Annotated in this window: 12 protein-coding genes, 2 rRNA genes and 1 pseudogene (1 of these 15 only partly in view); 8 read left to right on the forward strand and 7 right to left on the reverse strand. The window is 58.6% G+C overall.

Features of this window, described 5'->3' with window-relative positions; translation table 11 throughout:
• The 5 genes and pseudogenes from ABTV87_RS12065 to ABTV87_RS12085 all read left to right on the forward strand — a co-directional run.
• Window positions 1-1,976, forward strand: a 23S ribosomal RNA gene (locus ABTV87_RS12065); it begins 915 nt to the left of the window's first position.
• Window positions 1,977-2,132: 156 nt separating this feature from the next.
• Window positions 2,133-2,248 (forward strand): 5S ribosomal RNA (gene rrf, locus ABTV87_RS12070).
• Window positions 2,249-2,372: 124 nt separating this feature from the next.
• Entirely contained in the window at window positions 2,373-2,828 is a 456-nt protein-coding gene (locus ABTV87_RS12075) for a VOC family protein (protein ID WP_085605079.1), read from the forward strand.
• 79 nt (window positions 2,829-2,907) lie between these two features.
• Window positions 2,908-4,452 (forward strand): class I SAM-dependent methyltransferase, encoded by a 1,545-nt coding sequence (locus ABTV87_RS12080; RefSeq protein WP_433899585.1) that lies wholly within the window; start codon window positions 2,908-2,910, stop codon window positions 4,450-4,452.
• A gap of 14 nt (window positions 4,453-4,466) precedes the next feature.
• Window positions 4,467-4,712, forward strand: a pseudogene (locus ABTV87_RS12085) (GGDEF domain-containing protein); the annotation flags it as partial.
• Here the strand turns inward: ABTV87_RS12085 and ABTV87_RS12090 are convergent.
• On the reverse strand, window positions 4,691-5,815 hold the full coding sequence (locus tag ABTV87_RS12090; RefSeq protein WP_433899586.1) for an alkene reductase: 1,125 nt from the start codon (window positions 5,813-5,815) through the stop codon (window positions 4,691-4,693). The pseudogene ABTV87_RS12085 and the gene ABTV87_RS12090 sit on opposite strands and share 22 nt — an antisense overlap.
• A gap of 118 nt (window positions 5,816-5,933) precedes the next feature.
• On the reverse strand, window positions 5,934-6,611 hold the full coding sequence (locus tag ABTV87_RS12095; RefSeq protein ID WP_221533526.1) for a type 1 glutamine amidotransferase domain-containing protein: 678 nt from the start codon (window positions 6,609-6,611) through the stop codon (window positions 5,934-5,936).
• 209 nt (window positions 6,612-6,820) lie between these two features.
• On the opposite strand from ABTV87_RS12095, the gene ABTV87_RS12100 reads away from it, so the two are divergent.
• Together ABTV87_RS12100 and ABTV87_RS12105 are read left to right on the forward strand one after the other, a co-directional pair.
• On the forward strand, window positions 6,821-7,405 hold the full coding sequence (locus ABTV87_RS12100; RefSeq protein WP_011333658.1) for a TetR/AcrR family transcriptional regulator: 585 nt from the start codon (window positions 6,821-6,823) through the stop codon (window positions 7,403-7,405).
• 144 nt (window positions 7,406-7,549) lie between these two features.
• Window positions 7,550-9,676 carry a TonB-dependent siderophore receptor gene (locus ABTV87_RS12105; RefSeq protein ID WP_433899587.1) on the forward strand — a complete coding sequence of 709 codons (2,127 nt, stop codon included), beginning with the start codon at window positions 7,550-7,552 and terminating at the stop codon, window positions 9,674-9,676.
• Between the two features lie 56 nt (window positions 9,677-9,732).
• Here the strand turns inward: ABTV87_RS12105 and ABTV87_RS12110 are convergent, their stop codons facing one another.
• The 4 genes from ABTV87_RS12110 to ABTV87_RS12125 all read right to left on the reverse strand — a co-directional run bounded on the left by ABTV87_RS12110 (window position 9,733) and on the right by ABTV87_RS12125 (window position 13,667).
• Complete coding sequence (locus tag ABTV87_RS12110) at window positions 9,733-10,689, reverse strand: 2-hydroxyacid dehydrogenase (RefSeq protein ID WP_221533525.1); 957 nt, start codon at window positions 10,687-10,689, stop codon at window positions 9,733-9,735.
• A 32-nt stretch (window positions 10,690-10,721) separates the two neighbouring features.
• Window positions 10,722-11,486, reverse strand: coding sequence for an SDR family oxidoreductase (locus ABTV87_RS12115; RefSeq protein WP_433899588.1), 765 nt, complete (start codon window positions 11,484-11,486; stop codon window positions 10,722-10,724).
• Window positions 11,487-11,525: 39 nt separating this feature from the next.
• A complete protein-coding gene (locus ABTV87_RS12120; protein WP_433899589.1) occupies window positions 11,526-12,218 on the reverse strand; it encodes a fumarylacetoacetate hydrolase family protein in 693 nt (230 codons plus the stop codon).
• A 99-nt stretch (window positions 12,219-12,317) separates the two neighbouring features.
• On the reverse strand, window positions 12,318-13,667 hold the full coding sequence (locus ABTV87_RS12125) for an MFS transporter (RefSeq protein WP_433899590.1): 1,350 nt from the start codon (window positions 13,665-13,667) through the stop codon (window positions 12,318-12,320).
• Window positions 13,668-14,253: 586 nt separating this feature from the next.
• On the opposite strand from ABTV87_RS12125, the gene ABTV87_RS12130 reads away from it, so the two are divergent.
• Entirely contained in the window at window positions 14,254-15,186 is a 933-nt protein-coding gene (locus tag ABTV87_RS12130) for a helix-turn-helix transcriptional regulator (RefSeq protein WP_127797741.1), read from the forward strand.
• 4 nt (window positions 15,187-15,190) lie between these two features.
• On the opposite strand, the gene ABTV87_RS12135 is transcribed toward ABTV87_RS12130, so the two are convergent.
• On the reverse strand, window positions 15,191-16,129 hold the full coding sequence (locus ABTV87_RS12135) for an AraC family transcriptional regulator N-terminal domain-containing protein (protein ID WP_433899591.1): 939 nt from the start codon (window positions 16,127-16,129) through the stop codon (window positions 15,191-15,193).
• Window positions 16,130-16,145 lie beyond the last annotated feature (16 nt).

Raw genomic sequence — 16,145 nt, forward strand, 5'->3', positions numbered from 1 at the left:
AAGTGCCGAGCATGGGAGACACACGGCGGGTGCTAACGTCCGTCGTGAAAAGGGAAACAACCCAGACCGTCAGCTAAGGTCCCAAAGTTATGGTTAAGTGGGAAACGATGTGGGAAGGCTTAGACAGCTAGGAGGTTGGCTTAGAAGCAGCCACCCTTTAAAGAAAGCGTAATAGCTCACTAGTCGAGTCGGCCTGCGCGGAAGATGTAACGGGGCTCAAACCATACACCGAAGCTACGGGTATCACGTAAGTGATGCGGTAGAGGAGCGTTCTGTAAGCCTGTGAAGGTGAGTTGAGAAGCTTGCTGGAGGTATCAGAAGTGCGAATGCTGACATGAGTAACGACAATGGGTGTGAAAAACACCCACGCCGAAAGACCAAGGTTTCCTGCGCAACGTTAATCGACGCAGGGTTAGTCGGTCCCTAAGGCGAGGCTGAAAAGCGTAGTCGATGGAAAACAGGTTAATATTCCTGTACTTCTGGTTATTGCGATGGAGGGACGGAGAAGGCTAGGCCAGCTTGGCGTTGGTTGTCCAAGTTTAAGGTGGTAGGCTGGAATCTTAGGTAAATCCGGGATTCCAAGGCCGAGAGCTGATGACGAGTTGCCTTTAGGCGACGAAGTGGTTGATGCCATGCTTCCAAGAAAAGCTTCTAAGCTTCAGATAACCAGGAACCGTACCCCAAACCGACACAGGTGGTTGGGTAGAGAATACCAAGGCGCTTGAGAGAACTCGGGTGAAGGAACTAGGCAAAATGGCACCGTAACTTCGGGAGAAGGTGCGCCGGTGAGGGTGAAGCACTTGCTGCGTAAGCCCACGCCGGTCGAAGATACCAGGCCGCTGCGACTGTTTATTAAAAACACAGCACTCTGCAAACACGAAAGTGGACGTATAGGGTGTGACGCCTGCCCGGTGCCGGAAGGTTAATTGATGGGGTTAGCTAACGCGAAGCTCTTGATCGAAGCCCCGGTAAACGGCGGCCGTAACTATAACGGTCCTAAGGTAGCGAAATTCCTTGTCGGGTAAGTTCCGACCTGCACGAATGGCGTAACGATGGCGGCGCTGTCTCCACCCGAGACTCAGTGAAATTGAAATCGCTGTGAAGATGCAGTGTATCCGCGGCTAGACGGAAAGACCCCGTGAACCTTTACTATAGCTTTGCACTGGACTTTGAATTTGCTTGTGTAGGATAGGTGGGAGGCTTTGAAGCGTGGACGCCAGTTCGCGTGGAGCCATCCTTGAAATACCACCCTGGCAACTTTGAGGTTCTAACTCAGGTCCGTTATCCGGATCGAGGACAGTGTATGGTGGGTAGTTTGACTGGGGCGGTCTCCTCCTAAAGAGTAACGGAGGAGTACGAAGGTGCGCTCAGACCGGTCGGAAATCGGTCGTAGAGTATAAAGGCAAAAGCGCGCTTGACTGCGAGACAGACACGTCGAGCAGGTACGAAAGTAGGTCTTAGTGATCCGGTGGTTCTGTATGGAAGGGCCATCGCTCAACGGATAAAAGGTACTCCGGGGATAACAGGCTGATACCGCCCAAGAGTTCATATCGACGGCGGTGTTTGGCACCTCGATGTCGGCTCATCACATCCTGGGGCTGAAGCCGGTCCCAAGGGTATGGCTGTTCGCCATTTAAAGTGGTACGCGAGCTGGGTTTAGAACGTCGTGAGACAGTTCGGTCCCTATCTGCCGTGGACGTTTGAGATTTGAGAGGGGCTGCTCCTAGTACGAGAGGACCGGAGTGGACGAACCTCTGGTGTTCCGGTTGTCACGCCAGTGGCATTGCCGGGTAGCTATGTTCGGGAAAGATAACCGCTGAAAGCATCTAAGCGGGAAACTTGCCTCAAGATGAGATCTCACTGGAACCTTGAGTTCCCTGAAGGGCCGTCGAAGACTACGACGTTGATAGGTTGGGTGTGTAAGCGCTGTGAGGCGTTGAGCTAACCAATACTAATTGCCCGTGAGGCTTGACCATATAACACCCAAGCAATCTGTAGACTCGAAAGAGACCAGATTGCGGTGTGTGAAGACGAAAATGAACCGAAAGTTCGAGTTCACAAAACACCGAAAGCTGTCACATACCCAATTTGCTGAAGCGAGGCCATCTGGTCACGACTCAGTACCAGAATTTCTTGACGACCATAGAGCGTTGGAACCACCTGATCCCATCCCGAACTCAGAAGTGAAACGATGCATCGCCGATGGTAGTGTGGGGTTTCCCCATGTGAGAGTAGGTCATCGTCAAGATTAAATTCCGAAACCCCAATTGCGAAAGCAGTTGGGGTTTTGTTTTGCCCGAAGGAAAGTTTTTGCTCGCGTCAGCGAGCCCGTTGATGTTTACCATGAGCCTCCGTTCGGCAGGAGGCAGGCCATGCAACTCAAGTTCAGTCACGTCGATGTACTCGTCAACAACCTCGAAGAGGCCTGTGCGTATTACGCGAAGATTTTAAAGGCGAGAATCTCCAGGACGCTGGTGTGGGAGCGGGGCGGCCTGCATGTGCGTTATGCGATTGCGTTGATCGGGCAGGAGCGTTTCATGCTGGTTCAGCCATTGGCCGGGAATCTGCGGGAGCTCCTGGATAGCGCAGGCGAGGGCATGATCTACCGTCACTGCTATTCGACCCCCGACATCGAAAAAGCCTACGACGAACTGGTCGCCGAAGGCGTGCAGCCAGAAGATGAAAACGGTAAACCGCTGGCCCGCGAACACCTGCAATCGCCGTCAGGGGCGCGCATCATCTGGCTGCCCAAACGCTTTGGCCACTTCTCGATCGAAATCCTCGAAGAAAAAACGCTGGAGGCGTTTATCGAGGAGGCGTTTGCCTGACGTTTTTCCTCTTGTGATACGCCACGACTACCCCGTATAAGAGCGACTTTCACTTCCGATATAAGAAAAGGGTGCACGCATGAGCAATGCCTGGAACGAGGGATATTTCACGGACGAAGGCTACACCTACGGGTATAGCCGGGAAATCAATCCGGTTTTCCAGCGTTATTGTCTGCTGTTGCGCGGTTTCGCCACGCTGGAGAGCACCGACGGTTACCACTGTGAACTGGGCTTTGGTCAGGGCGTTTCGATCAACATCCATGCTGCAGGCAATCCGGGTTCTTATATCGGCACCGACTTTCACCCGGGTCAGGCGTCGCATGCCATCGCACTGGCTAAAGACTGGGGCAGCGATGCGCGACTGTATGACGACAGCTTCGAGCAATTGCTGGCCCGCCATGACTTACCTCAGTTCGACAGCATCAGCCTGCATGGCATCTGGACCTGGGTCAGCCGCGACAACCACAAGTTGATCGTCGAGTTCGTCCGTCGTCATCTCAAGCCTGGTGGTCTGCTCTACGTCAGCTACAACTGCTTCCCGGGCTGGTCGCCTCAGGCACCGTTGCGCCAGCTGTTTAGCCTGCACGACCGTTTCGCCAGTCAGGCCTCTGCGCGTCCTGATCAGCGTATTGACGCCGCGTTGCAATTTTCCGAAGCGCTGCTGGCTGCAAATCCTAAATATGCCAACTCCGCACCGGGTCTGGACGCCAAGCTCCAGAGCATCAAGGGTCAGGACCGCCAGTACGTCGCCCATGAGTATTTCAACCGCGACTGGAACTGCATGTATTTCACCGACGTGGTTGATGCCCTGGCGCCCGCCAAGCTCGATTACGCCACGACAGCCGTGCCGCTGGACTCCGTCGACCCCCTCAACCTGAGCGCGGAAGGCATGGACTTTTTGGAAGGTATCGACCATCCCGTCATGCGCGAGCAGGCGCGTGACTACTTTGTGAACCAGAGTTTCCGTCGGGACCTCTATGTACGCGGCGCCAACAGGCTGTCCGCCTCCGAGCACCGTGAGCGGATGCTCAGCACGCGCTTCGTCCTGTTACAGGCGGCTGAAAGCGTGCCGGCCAATGTCACCGGCCCGGCAGGCGCAGCCACGTTGCAGGCAGAGATCTATGGCCCGGTGCTTGCGGCGCTGGCGGATGACGCCTATGTGTCGAAGACCTTGCGGCATTTGCTGGATCTCGTGCCCTCGTTGACCTATGGCGATGTGGAGCAAGCCCTCAACGTGCTGATCGGCATGAGCGTCGTGGCGCCCTGTCAGAGCGAGACGGCCGAAAAGCTGGTGCAGGCCCGCTGCAATACCCTCAACCTGCAGCTGTGTAAGCGTTCGTTGTACGGCAACAGGATTCAGACCCTGGCGAGTCCGGTGACCGGTGGTGGCGTGACGGTCAGCCGCTTCCAGCAGTTGTTCCTGATCTCGATCAAGCAAGGTAAAAAACACCCGGCCGAATGGGCACAACTGGCATGGGGCATCATCGGCGGCCAGGGCGAAGGTCTTCTGAAGGATGGCAGGGCCCTGACCACCGCTGAAGAAAACCTTGCCGAACTGACCTGGCAGGCTCAAGCGTTTGCCGAGAATACGCTGGTGATTCTCAAGGCTTTGAAAATCGTCTAGTCGAGACGAGGGACGGCGCAGCGGTCGTGGCGCAAATAATCCTGAAACGCTTGGCGCAAGAGCCTATCGCTCACCGGACCAGTCCATTCGGCCGAGTGAGTGTGAGCATCGGCATTGCGGCCGCCACAGGGTCGCAACTGGACACGGTACAAGGCCTGATCGCTGCGGCAGATCAGGCGCTGTATCAAGCCAAAGGGGCGGTCCGGAACGGGCTTGCAAAAAGTGTTGGCAACGAAAGCTACTCTGCGTACACCGGGTAATTCACATAGCCTTCGGCATCACCGCCATACACCGTAGCCGGGTTCAGCGAATTCAGCGGCCAGTCATTGGCGATGCGCGCGGGCAGGTCCGGATTGGCCATGAACGGACGACCGAAAGCAACGAGATCCGCCAGTCCTGATTCCAGCAAGCGTGCACCGCTTTCGGCGTTGTAGCGACCCGCGTAAATGATCGCGCCGCCGAAGGTGTCGCGCACCGCTCGACGGAAGGTTTGCGGCATCACTGGCGCGTCGTCCCAGTCGGCTTCTGCAATAGACAGGTAAGCAATGCCGACGTCTTGCAGCACCTTGATCGCTTCGATGTAAGTGGTGTGCGGATCTTCCTCGACCATGCCCAGGTAAGTCCGCGCTTCACCGGTGGTGGTGAACAGCGGCGCGAAGCGCACGCCGACTTTTTCCTTGCCGATGCACTTGGCGACCCCGGCGACTACTTCGCGCAGAAAACGCAGGCGATTGTGCAACGAACCGCCGTACTGATCGGTGCGCAGGTTGCTGTGGGCGGAGATGAACTGGTTTACCAGATAACCATTGGCGCAGTGCAGTTCGATACCGTCAAAACCGGCGTCCATGGCATTGCGCGCCGCCTGGATGTATAGCTGAACCAGTTCCTGGACTTCATCGGTGGTCAGCGCTCGAGGCGCGGACGGCGGAACCAGAGCGCCCACACCGGGCGCGGTTTCGATGAACACACTGACCCGGTCGGTGGCGATGGCGGAGGCCGACACCGGTGCGTCGCCATTGGGTTGCAGGGCAGTATGGGATACGCGACCGACATGCCATAGCTGCGCGAAAATCACGCCGTCACTGGCGTGGACAGCCTCGGTGACCTTGCGCCACCCGACGATTTGTTCGGGTGTATGAATGCCTGGAGTCCAGGCGTATCCCTGCCCACGAGGCTCGATCTGGGTGCCTTCAGTCACCAGCAAACCGGCACCGGCACGTTGCTGGTAATACTCGGCCATCAATTCATTGGCGACATTGCCCGGTTGGGTGCTGCGCTGGCGGGTGAGGGGTGGCAGGACTATGCGGTTTTTGAGGATGTGGCGGCCCAGGGTGACGGGTGTAAAGAAACTGCTGTGGTTCATGGAAATACCTTGTTCATGGTCTTATTAGACCAGTCGACTATTAAAGTGGCGAAAAAAGAACACCGTGCAACGCACACACGGTGTCCGAATCAGTTGTTCGAGGATGTAGCGGAAAGCTCTAGCCCAGCAGCTTCAGCAGTTTTTCGGCGACAGCTGCCGAACTGGCAGGATTCTGGCCGGTCACCAGTTTTCCATCAGTCACTACATGAACCTGCCAGTCGGCAACTTTGGAATAGCGACCGCCAAGACGCTGAAACTCGTCTTCGATCAGGAAAGGTACGACATCCGTCAAACCGACGGCCGCCTCTTCGGAATTGGTGAAACCGGTCACTTCGCGATGCTGGATCAGCGGTTTACCGTCTGCGTCGACGACATGACGCAGCACCCCCGGCGCATGGCAGACGAAGCCATGGGGCTTGTTGCTGCGTGCGAAGGCTTCGATCAGGGCAATCGAATGCTTGTCTTCGGCCAGGTCCCAGAGCGGGCCATGGCCACCTGGATAAAACACGGCATCGAAATCTTCGGCGCGGACGTCGGCCAGGCGGCCGGTGCTCGCGAGTGCCTGTTGGGCCGCAGGGTCCTGGCGGAAGCGATCGGTTTCAGCCGTCTGAGCGTCGGGCTCGTCGCTCTTCGGATCAAGCGGCGGCTGGCCGCCAGCGGGCGAAACCAGTGTGACGTCGGCACCGGCGTCCTTGAAGGCGTAGTAGGGGGCGGCGAACTCTTCGAGCCAGAAGCCGGTTTTCTTGCCGGTGTTGCCGAGTTGATCGTGGGAAGTCAAAACCATCAAGATTTTCATAGAGCACCCTGGGTTGGTCTGGCGGCGTTTATGAGCAAGGGATTCGCACAGGATCGACACCGGGAAAAGGTTTGTCGGGGCGCAGCATAGTTTCCAATTAGACCAGTCGTCTAGTAATTTTTTCTTCGAGGGTTTTTCATGGACAGGTGTGGCAAACTCGCGTTCCTTTGAGATAAACGACTGGTCTATTGCCTGGTAATTCGTGCCCCATGAAACCGACCTACGACGACACCCGCCAACATTTGCTCGACACCGGCCACCGGATGATGGCCGAGAAAGGCTTCACCAGTGTCGGCCTGAACGAGATCCTGCAGACCGCCGGCGTGCCCAAGGGCTCGTTCTATCACTACTTCAAATCCAAGGAACTGTACGGCCAGGCCTTGCTCGAGGATTACTTCGTCGACTATCTGGCCGACATGGAGCGACGCCTGACGCTGCCCGGCCTGAGCGCCCATGAACGGCTGATGGATTATTGGCAAGGCTGGCAGGATCGCTGCACCCTGGAAGGCCATGGCGACGAATGCCTGGTGGTGAAACTCAGCGCCGAGGTGGCTGACCTTTCCGAAACCATGCGCCTGACCTTGCGTGATGGTGCAGAGCGAGTGGTGGCGCGCATCAGCGAGTGCATCGAACAGGGCCAGGTCGAAAAAAGCTTGCCTGAGGGCGATGCTCGGCAACTGGCTGAAACCCTGTATCAACTGTGGCTGGGGGCCAGTTTGCTGAACAAACTGCAACGCACGGGACAGTCGTTGAGTACGTCAATGGCGACCACGAAACGCCTGTTGAGCGTGTGAGCAGGAAATAGACGCAAGAGGTGAGAGTCAGCTGCACAAACGAATGGGAATGCCTATCAATTGCGCGGCGGGTGGTATACCATCCGCCGCGTTTTGCTGGCAGTTACCCCCTTCGTTCTGGCCTATCTGTAAGGTTCTCCCCTCATGCGTCGAACTCTGCTGTCCATCTGTGTGTTGCAAACGTTGTCTCCCTTTGCGTGGGCCGAGCCATCCGATTCAACGGTGTCAGCGCTGGAGCTGGAGGCAACCGATGTGGTCGGTACCGCGGATTACGAAAGAGCGGACGGTCCGGTACACGGATATCGCGCGACCCGTTCGGCCAGTGCCACGCGGACCGACACCTCGATCCATGAAACCCCGCAGTCGATCAGTGTCGTCACCAAAGACGCGGTCGAAGACATCGGTGCTACCCGGCTGCAGGACGCACTGGATTACGCGGGCGGCGTAGGGCGAGCCAACAATTTTGGCGGCCAGGGACTGACCACGTTCACCGTGCGCGGATTTACCACCGGCGAGTTCTACCGTAATGGTTTCCCGATCAACCGCGGTTATCCGAACATGCCTGATGCCAACACCATCGAGCGTCTGGAAGTCCTGCGCGGGCCGGCGACCATGCTCTACGGCCGTGGTGATCCGGGCGGTACTTTCAATGTCGTATCCAAACAACCGTTGCCCGAGCGCACGGTCACACTCGGCAGCCAGCTGAATGACCAAGGCATGCGCCGCGGTACCCTGGATGCTTCCGGCCCGCTCGATGAAGAGGGGCGTCTGGCCTATCGCCTGAACGTGGTGGGCGAGGGCGGCGATACCTTCCGCGATCACGTCGAAACCGAACGCTACGGCGTGACCCCCGTGCTGACCTGGCAAGCCAGCGATGACACCCGAGTGATCTTCGAGGGTGACTTCATGCGCAACAACCATCCGCTGGACCGGGGCGCGACGCGTTATCCCCGGCAGATCGGCACCGCCTCCCGCGACACCTTCTTCGGTGAACCGGACGCCGGCAAGTTGCACAACGACAACAACATGGCGCAATTGCGCTTCGAGCATGTGCTCAATGAGGACTGGACGCTCGGCGGTGGCTTTCAGTGGCTCGACGGTACCTTGCAGGGCAATGCCATTGAAGCCAACGGCATTGCCGCCGACGGCCGGACTCTGGGACGAAATTTCAACTACCGCAAGCTGGAGTGGACGGACAAGGACACCCAACTCAACCTGACTGGTCACTTCTCCACCGGCGGCCTGCAGCACACATTGCTGACCGGTATCGAATACGAGGACTACGACTACCAGTCGATCATCCAGCGCTCCAGCGGCGCGGTAAGTGCCTATCCGATCGATATCTTCAATCCGGTGTATGGGCAGCCCCGTCCGGCACTGACGCGCACCCCGACCCACGACAAGGAAAATCTCAAGACCTACGCCGCGTTCGTACAGGACCAGGTGGCCCTGACCGATCGGCTGAAAGTCCTGGCCGGCGCACGTTTCGAACGCTTCGAACACGACTACGAAACCTACGTGCCCGGCGGCAAGAACTGGCAGGCCAGTGACAATGCCGTGACGCCCCGCGTTGGTGTGACCTACGAGCTGACCGACACCCTCGCGGTCTACGCGGACACCGCGCGTTCATTCAAGCCCAATACCGGCACGAGCCGACAGGGCGGGGGCTTTGAACCGGAGAAAGGCAAGACCTGGGAGATGGGCGTCAAATGGGAAGCGCTGGATCATCAGTTGAGCGTTGACGCGGCGATCTATCAGATTGAAAAGCGCAATGTCCTGACCACTGACCCGGTGGACTCGACTTTCAGCGTGGCTGCCGGGGAAGTGCGCAGCCGAGGATTTGACCTCAATGTCGCCGGCAACCTGACTCCCGAGTGGCGTGTCATCGGTGGTTACGCCTACGTCGATGCCGAGGTGATCAAGGACAACGTGATCCGCTCCGGCACGCGACTGATGAACATCCCGAAAAACAGCTTCAGCCTGCTCAACGTCTATGAGTTCCAGGACGGTGCCCTCAGTGGTCTGGGTCTGGGGACAGGCGTCAAATATGTCGATGAGCGCGCGGGGCAAACGGCGAACACCGCGTTTTCGATGGGGAGCTATACCGTTGTCGATCTGCTCAGCTACTACAAGGTCAATGACAAGGTACGTCTTAATCTCGACCTGAAGAACCTGTTTGACCGGGACTACGACGAGGGCGCATTCGGTAACGTCTACGCCTATCCAGGGGCACCGAGAACGGTGCAGGTCGGCATTTCCTACACGTTGTAATCCGATCGGGTCTGAAATTTATCATCGGGGGCAGCGGCCCCCGATGACTGTGAGGCTCAGCCGCTCACACATCCTTGCGGAGTCTTTCCGGCAAAACTGTCCACCAGGCTCGCCACTACCATCTCGCCCATGCGGGTGCGGGTCTGCAGGGTCGCGCTGGCGCGATGCGGTTGCAGCACCACTTGTTCCTGGGCAAACAAGGCTTCAGGCACGTTAGGCTCGTCGACGAAAACATCCAGTGCCGCACCCGCGATCTCGCCAGCCGTCAGGGCCGCCACCAGATCGGTTTCGTTGACCAGTTTTCCTCGGGCGACGTTGATCAGGTAGCCGCCCTTGCCCAGAGCCTGCAGCACGGAGGCATCGATGATGGCCTCGGCCTTGTCGGCGGCTGCCGCGAGAATCAGGGCATCACTGTCGCGGGCCAGTTGCTTGAGGTCGGCGATGAAGGTGTGGCTGACATCGCTCATCGGTTGCAGATCGGTGTAGCTGATCGGACAGCCAAACGCGGCTGCCCGGGTGGCGACCGCTCGGCCGACCCGGCCCATGCCCACGATGCCGATACGCATGCCGGACACTTGCCGCGCCAAAGGCAGCGGTGCCAATGGGGTCGGGCTTTGTGGCCACTGGCCCGAGCGAACGTAACGGTCACTGGTACAAAGCCCACGACACACGGCGATCAGCAAACCGATGGCCAGGTCGGCCACGTCTTCGGTCAGTGCGCCGATGGTCGCGGTCACGCGGATTCCGCGATCCCTGGCGTAGGCCAGGTCGACCGCATCGGTGCCGACACCGTTGACCGCCACCACTTCCAGTTTGGGTAATTGCGCCATCAACGCCTGGCTGATACCCGTGTGCCCACCCGTGATGACGCCGCGAATGTTTTCGCCGTGTTCCTGCAAATACGCCGCTTTGTCGGCCTGCTCGAAATAACGCCTGATCGTGAACAGTTCGCCGAGACGCGCATTGATTTGCGGAATCAGGATCGGGCTCAGCTGCAAGACTTCTGGCTTCATGTAAACCTCACTTACGCAATAAAAAAGCCGGCTCAACCGCGGCCGGCAAACGGCATGGCAGTGGCCATGACGGTCATGTTCAGGACGTTGGCCGACAGGGGCAGACCGGCGATGTAGCGCACGGCGTCGGCGACATGCTTGACGTCGACCATCGGCTCCACGGCGATGCTGCCGTTGGCCTGGCGCACGCCTTTGGTCATGCGTACCGACATTTCGGTCAAGGCATTGCCGATATCGATCTGGCTGCAGGCGATATTGAATTCCCGACCATCCAGCGCCAGCGATTTGGTCAATCCCAGTACCGCGTGTTTGCTGGCGGTGTACGCGCTGCTGAAAGGACGTGGGGTGTGGGCCGAAATCGAACCGTTATTGATGATGCGGCCACCCTGTGGCTGTTGCCGGCGCATGAGCCCGAACGCGCCACGGGCACAGAGGAAAACCCCGTTGAGGTTGGTGTCGATCACGTTTCGCCACTGCTCGAACGTCAGTTCGTCCAGCGGCACGGCAGGGGCATTTACCCCGGCGTTGCTGAAGACCACGTCCAGGCGTCCGTAGACCTCGGCAATGGTTGCAAACAGCTGATCGACACTGGTGGGGTCGCGTACATCGGTAGGCACCGCCAGGGCTTCGCGTCCTTCGCCGGCCGCCAGATCGACCAAGGCCTGCAGGGGTTCGGGCCGGCGCCCGGCCAGCACCAGGGTGTAACCGTCGGCCAGCAGGCCCAGGGCTACGGAACGGCCGATCCCGCTGCCGGCGCCGGTCACCAGGGCCACTTTCAAGGATTGAGTGTCAGACATTTTGTTGTTCTCCTTTTTTCCAATCACTTAAGGACAGACTCAAGGCCGGGGGCCGACGCGCATTTCGAGTTGGCCGATGCCGTCAATCCCGGCGCTGATGACGTCGCCGGGTTGCAAGACGTCAACGCCGGCGGGGCTGCCGGTCATGATCAGGTCGCCGGCCTTGAGTGTTACGGATTGCGAGATGCGGCTGATGACTTCACTCACCGACCAGATCTGGCTGTCGAGACGATCGCGCTGGCGTTCTTCACCGTTCACGCTCAACCATAATTCCCCTTCGAGCCGACCGGCCCGAGTGACCGGCACAATGGCGGTCATCGGTGCGGCGCCGTCAAACACCTTGGCACCTTCCCATGGCAAACCGTCGCGCTTGGCCAGGCGCTGTACGTCACGACGGGTCAGATCCAGCCCGGCGGCGTAGCCCCAGACATAGGCCAGCGCCTGGCTCTCGGGAATATGCGAGCCGCCTTCGCCGATGGCCACGACCAGTTCGATTTCATGGGCGAACTCTTCGGTCAGTGACGGGAAGATCACTTCGCCGGCAGCGTCGCCGACACTGCTGGCCGGTTTCATGAAGAACACCGGTGGCTGACGCGGTTGGCCCAGCGTGTCCGGCCACGGGTAGTTGCGGCCGACGCAAAACACGCGTCCGACGGGAAAGCGTTGCTCGCTGCCGACAACCGGCAAGGTCACTGGCAGATCCGGGGTAAAGACGTACTCGGTCATGTTCATCCTGGTGCAAGTCCTGTGTGAAAGGTCAGCGTACGGCGGCAATCGTTGGCGAAGTTGGACGAAAGCCGCCTCCTGTTGGAGAAAACGGTGATTCTTGCTTCAGCGTGTTTTCAACTCGATGCGGTACAGGCGGCCGAGCAGCAATGAATAGGAGAGGGTGCCGATCAGCGCCACGGCGCCGATGAACCAGAACGCATAGGCGAACGAGCCGGTGGCGTGGACGATAGCGCCAATCACGATCGGGGTGACGATCCCGCCAATGTTGGCAGCCAGGCTGGTAATCCCGCCGGTGAGTCCGATCAGTTCCTTGGGCGCGACCTCCGACACCGCCGCCCACGAAGACGACGCGATGCCCTGCGCGAAGAAGGCAATGGTCAGCACGGCGATGCAGATGACGTTCGAGTCGGTGAAGTTCACCAGCACGATCGACATGCCCAGCATCGATCCGACCACCAGCGGCAGTTTCCGGGCGAAGGACATTGAGTAGCCACGACGGATCAGCAGGTCGGACACGATGCCGGCGAGCAGGATGCCGACCGTTGCGCCCACGAAGGGCATCACGGCAAAGATCCCGGCCTTGATTGTGGTCAGATGGCGTTCTTCGATCAGGTAGGTGGGGAACCAGGTGAGGAAGAAGTACAGCGCCGATGTACTGGCGAACTTGCCGATACAAATGGCCCAGACCTGGCGATAGCTGAACAGCTCGGCGATCTGACGCCAGTTGAAACGGGTGCGTTCCTGGCTGCTCTTGACCAGTCCGCCACCGGCCTCGATGTATTTCAACTCTTCTTTGCTGACCTTCTTGCAGTTCAGCGGATCGCGATACAGATACAGCCACAGCACACCGAAGACGATGCCGAGCGCGCCGGTGCTGTAGAAGACATGGCGCCAGTCAAAGGTTGTGGCCAGCCACAGCAGGGCACCGGTAAACAGTGCCGTTCCCAGGTACTGCCCGCAGACGTAAATGCTGCTGGCCAGTCCCCGTTCCCGCGCCGGAAACCATACGGTTACCGCACGGCTGTTGGCCGGAAATGCCGGCGCTTCCATCGCCCCGACGGCCAGGCGCAGGCCGAACAGCGAAGCGAAACCCGTGGCGAAGCCTTGAAACACCGTGACGGTCGACCAACTGATCAGTGAAACACCGTAGGTAAAACGTGAACCGAAACGGTCGGCGATAAACCCGGCCGGCACCAGAGCCAGTGCGTACGTCCAGGCAAAGGCAGAGAAAATCAGCCCCATTTCGATCTTGTCCAGACCCAGGTCCTTGGCCATGAACGGGGCGGCGATCGAGATGTTCACCCGGTCGATGTAATTGATGATCGTCGCAATCAGCAGCAGCGAGAGCATGAACCAGCGTCGCCGCGTCGGCAGTCGCCGGGAAGAGACGGCGTCTCTGTCGCCGGCAATCAGCGGCGGGGCGGTGGTCGGGGAGGTGTGCGAATTCGACATGAGTGGACCTCGTTATTGTTAGAAGTGTCGAGTTGTTTGCGGACAGCCGACGCCGTTGCCCGCTGTCCGGGGGCAAGGCAATCGAAATTGAAACGAATGGCACAAACGGCCAGGGTCAGACGTTCAGTTACGTCTTCCGGCTGGCATCGTCGGTAAAGGCTGGGGAGGGGCGGCGGGGAGCAATAGCGGATTCATGACGTGCGCACCTTCTGTTGTTTTTGAAAGAGGTTGGGCGTGGGAAATACAGTGGTCGTACAACCTCTTGAAATCAATCAAGGTGTTAGATCATTTTTTCCGGAGAAGGCAGCGCCAGATAAACCTGTCCAAAAAAAACCGCACAGTGGATTTTTAAGGTGCGCCCTGATTTTATTTCTATCTGTCTGTTTTTAAATGGAAAAAACAATGACTGTCCGGTCTGTTTTTTTGGACAGACATCATTAGTAATGGAAGTGCAGAAAATCCACTGAGCTTGATGTCATCGTATGACTGCTTGAAGGGCTGGCGCCGAACCTTCAAGATGAGCAATGCCGATTGCTCGGCAACGCCAGGAAAACCTGCCCAAGTACCTGTCGAGGATGTTCAACAAATGACATCACAATGCCGTGTGCCCACCTACGTCATGCAGCAACGCAGCGAGATGATGGACTTCTATATTCGTGACAAAAAAGGTCGCCGCGCCGAGACCAGCCCGCATCGACACGAATACTTCCAGATCCAGATCAATCTCGGTGGCGACACGGTGCAGCACATTGGCAACGCGGTTCGTCCATTTCCGCGTAACGCACTGGCATTCATCCTGCCGCACCGTGTGCACGTGATCCCGCATCCGGCGGACAGCAATTTCATGGTGATCAACTTTTCCCAGACCTTTCTGTTGCCGCATTTGCAGTGCGACCCGATGGATCTGGAGGAGGTATCGATTCTCCTGGCGCCCGAACTGTCGCCTTTCCGCTTTCAGGAACATCTGGATTTCATTCTGGGGAATGAGGATTTCAACGAGGTCTGTGGCCTGATCGAACAGATGCGCAGCCTGGACGAGAATCGTCAGTTCGGTACACGCGAAGTGCTCAAGGGATTGCTGCTGCAACTGGTGGGCAAGGTGTGCGTCCTGTATGCCGAACCGCTCAAACGCCTGGCGGAAGAAAACGCAGCACAGGCCAGTCGACGGGATGCACTGAGCCGGATGTTCGAGTACCTGCGCAAGAATATTGCCGACCCCGATCTCAATCTGATCAAGGTGGCGGCGGCGACCTACCTGTCACCGACTTACCTCACGCACTGGCTGCGCAAGGAAATCGGCAAGACCTTCACCGAGCTGGTGCTGGAACGCAGAATGCACGCGGCGCGCAATTACCTGCTCAATGGAGCCCGGCCAGTGGGCGAGGTGGCGAGGCTGTGTGGTTTTGCGGATGAAGCTTATTTCTCCCGGCGCTTTCGCCAGATCCACGGCCAGCCACCTGGGCAGTTCCGCCGTCGGCAACTGGACCCCGACACCCCGCAGTCACCTGTAGATGCCTGATCGACTAATGCGACGAAACATAAACCGAGGCCGACGTCGGCGCAGGCAACGCATACGTTGCCTTCATCCACTCGATCTCCGCCTGCGGCGTTCGGCCGAAGAACCGTTTGAACTCGCGGCTGAATTGCGAAGCGCTTTCATAGCCGACACTGAACGCCGCCGCTGACGCGGTCATGGCATGGCGCAACATCAACAGTCGCGCCTGATGCAGGCGTGTCGACTTCAGGTATTGCATGGGCGAGGCGTCCGTCACGCTGCGAAAGTGCAGGTGGAAACTGGGCACGCTCATGCTCGCTTCGCGGGCCAGTTGCTCGACGTCCAGGCGCTCCTGATAGCTGCTGTGGATCTTGCGGATCGCCCGCGTCACCTTGCCGAAGTGTCCCTGTCGATTGAGTGCGGCGCGCATCGAGCCGCCTTGTTCGCCGGTCAGGATGCGGTAATAGATTTCCCGCAACAGCGACGGCCCCAATATCTGCGCTTCGCCCGCATTGCTCATGGCTTCGAGAAAACGTAGCGTCGATGTGCGCAGGCGGTCGTCCATCGGCGAGGCGAACATGCCCTTGGGAAGCGCATCACTCGGGCCGTGAACCTCATCCACCTGCTGCATCAACTCGCTGGCCACCTGGAAATCAAGTTGCATATAGATCGCGAGCATCGGCTCGTCTTCAGAGGCATCGGTCTCCATGGTGAAGGGGATCGGAACCGACACCACCAGGTAATGCTGGGCGTCATAGACGTAGACGTCATCGCCCAGATACCCGCGCTTCCGACCCTGACAGAGAATCACGATGCCGGGGTCGTACAGCACCGGCGTGCGGGTCAGTGGCCGGTTCGAGCGCAGGAAGCGCACGCCCTCCAGCGCACTGAGGTTGTAGCCCTCGACCGGTGCCAGCGTCTCCATGAGCTGCACCATGCGCGAAGTGCTTGCGTCGGCCTGTTTCATTGCGTTCTCTCTGTGG

Source organism: Pseudomonas sp. PSE1(2024) (genome assembly GCF_050990555.1).
Classification (GTDB): Bacteria; Pseudomonadota; Gammaproteobacteria; order Pseudomonadales; family Pseudomonadaceae; genus Aquipseudomonas; species Aquipseudomonas aphyarum.

Coding starts and splice junctions, on each gene's coding strand:
- ABTV87_RS12075 (WP_085605079.1), top strand. CDS start 2,373: ATGCAACTCAAGTTCAGTCACGTCGATGTACTCGTCAACAACCTCGAA.
- ABTV87_RS12080 (WP_433899585.1), top strand. CDS start 2,908: ATGAGCAATGCCTGGAACGAGGGATATTTCACGGACGAAGGCTACACC.
- ABTV87_RS12090 (WP_433899586.1), bottom strand. CDS start 5,815: ATGAACCACAGCAGTTTCTTTACACCCGTCACCCTGGGCCGCCACATC.
- ABTV87_RS12095 (WP_221533526.1), bottom strand. CDS start 6,611: ATGAAAATCTTGATGGTTTTGACTTCCCACGATCAACTCGGCAACACC.
- ABTV87_RS12100 (WP_011333658.1), top strand. CDS start 6,821: ATGAAACCGACCTACGACGACACCCGCCAACATTTGCTCGACACCGGC.
- ABTV87_RS12105 (WP_433899587.1), top strand. CDS start 7,550: ATGCGTCGAACTCTGCTGTCCATCTGTGTGTTGCAAACGTTGTCTCCC.
- ABTV87_RS12110 (WP_221533525.1), bottom strand. CDS start 10,689: ATGAAGCCAGAAGTCTTGCAGCTGAGCCCGATCCTGATTCCGCAAATC.
- ABTV87_RS12115 (WP_433899588.1), bottom strand. CDS start 11,486: ATGTCTGACACTCAATCCTTGAAAGTGGCCCTGGTGACCGGCGCCGGC.
- ABTV87_RS12120 (WP_433899589.1), bottom strand. CDS start 12,218: ATGAACATGACCGAGTACGTCTTTACCCCGGATCTGCCAGTGACCTTG.
- ABTV87_RS12125 (WP_433899590.1), bottom strand. CDS start 13,667: ATGTCGAATTCGCACACCTCCCCGACCACCGCCCCGCCGCTGATTGCC.
- ABTV87_RS12130 (WP_127797741.1), top strand. CDS start 14,254: ATGACATCACAATGCCGTGTGCCCACCTACGTCATGCAGCAACGCAGC.
- ABTV87_RS12135 (WP_433899591.1), bottom strand. CDS start 16,129: ATGAAACAGGCCGACGCAAGCACTTCGCGCATGGTGCAGCTCATGGAG.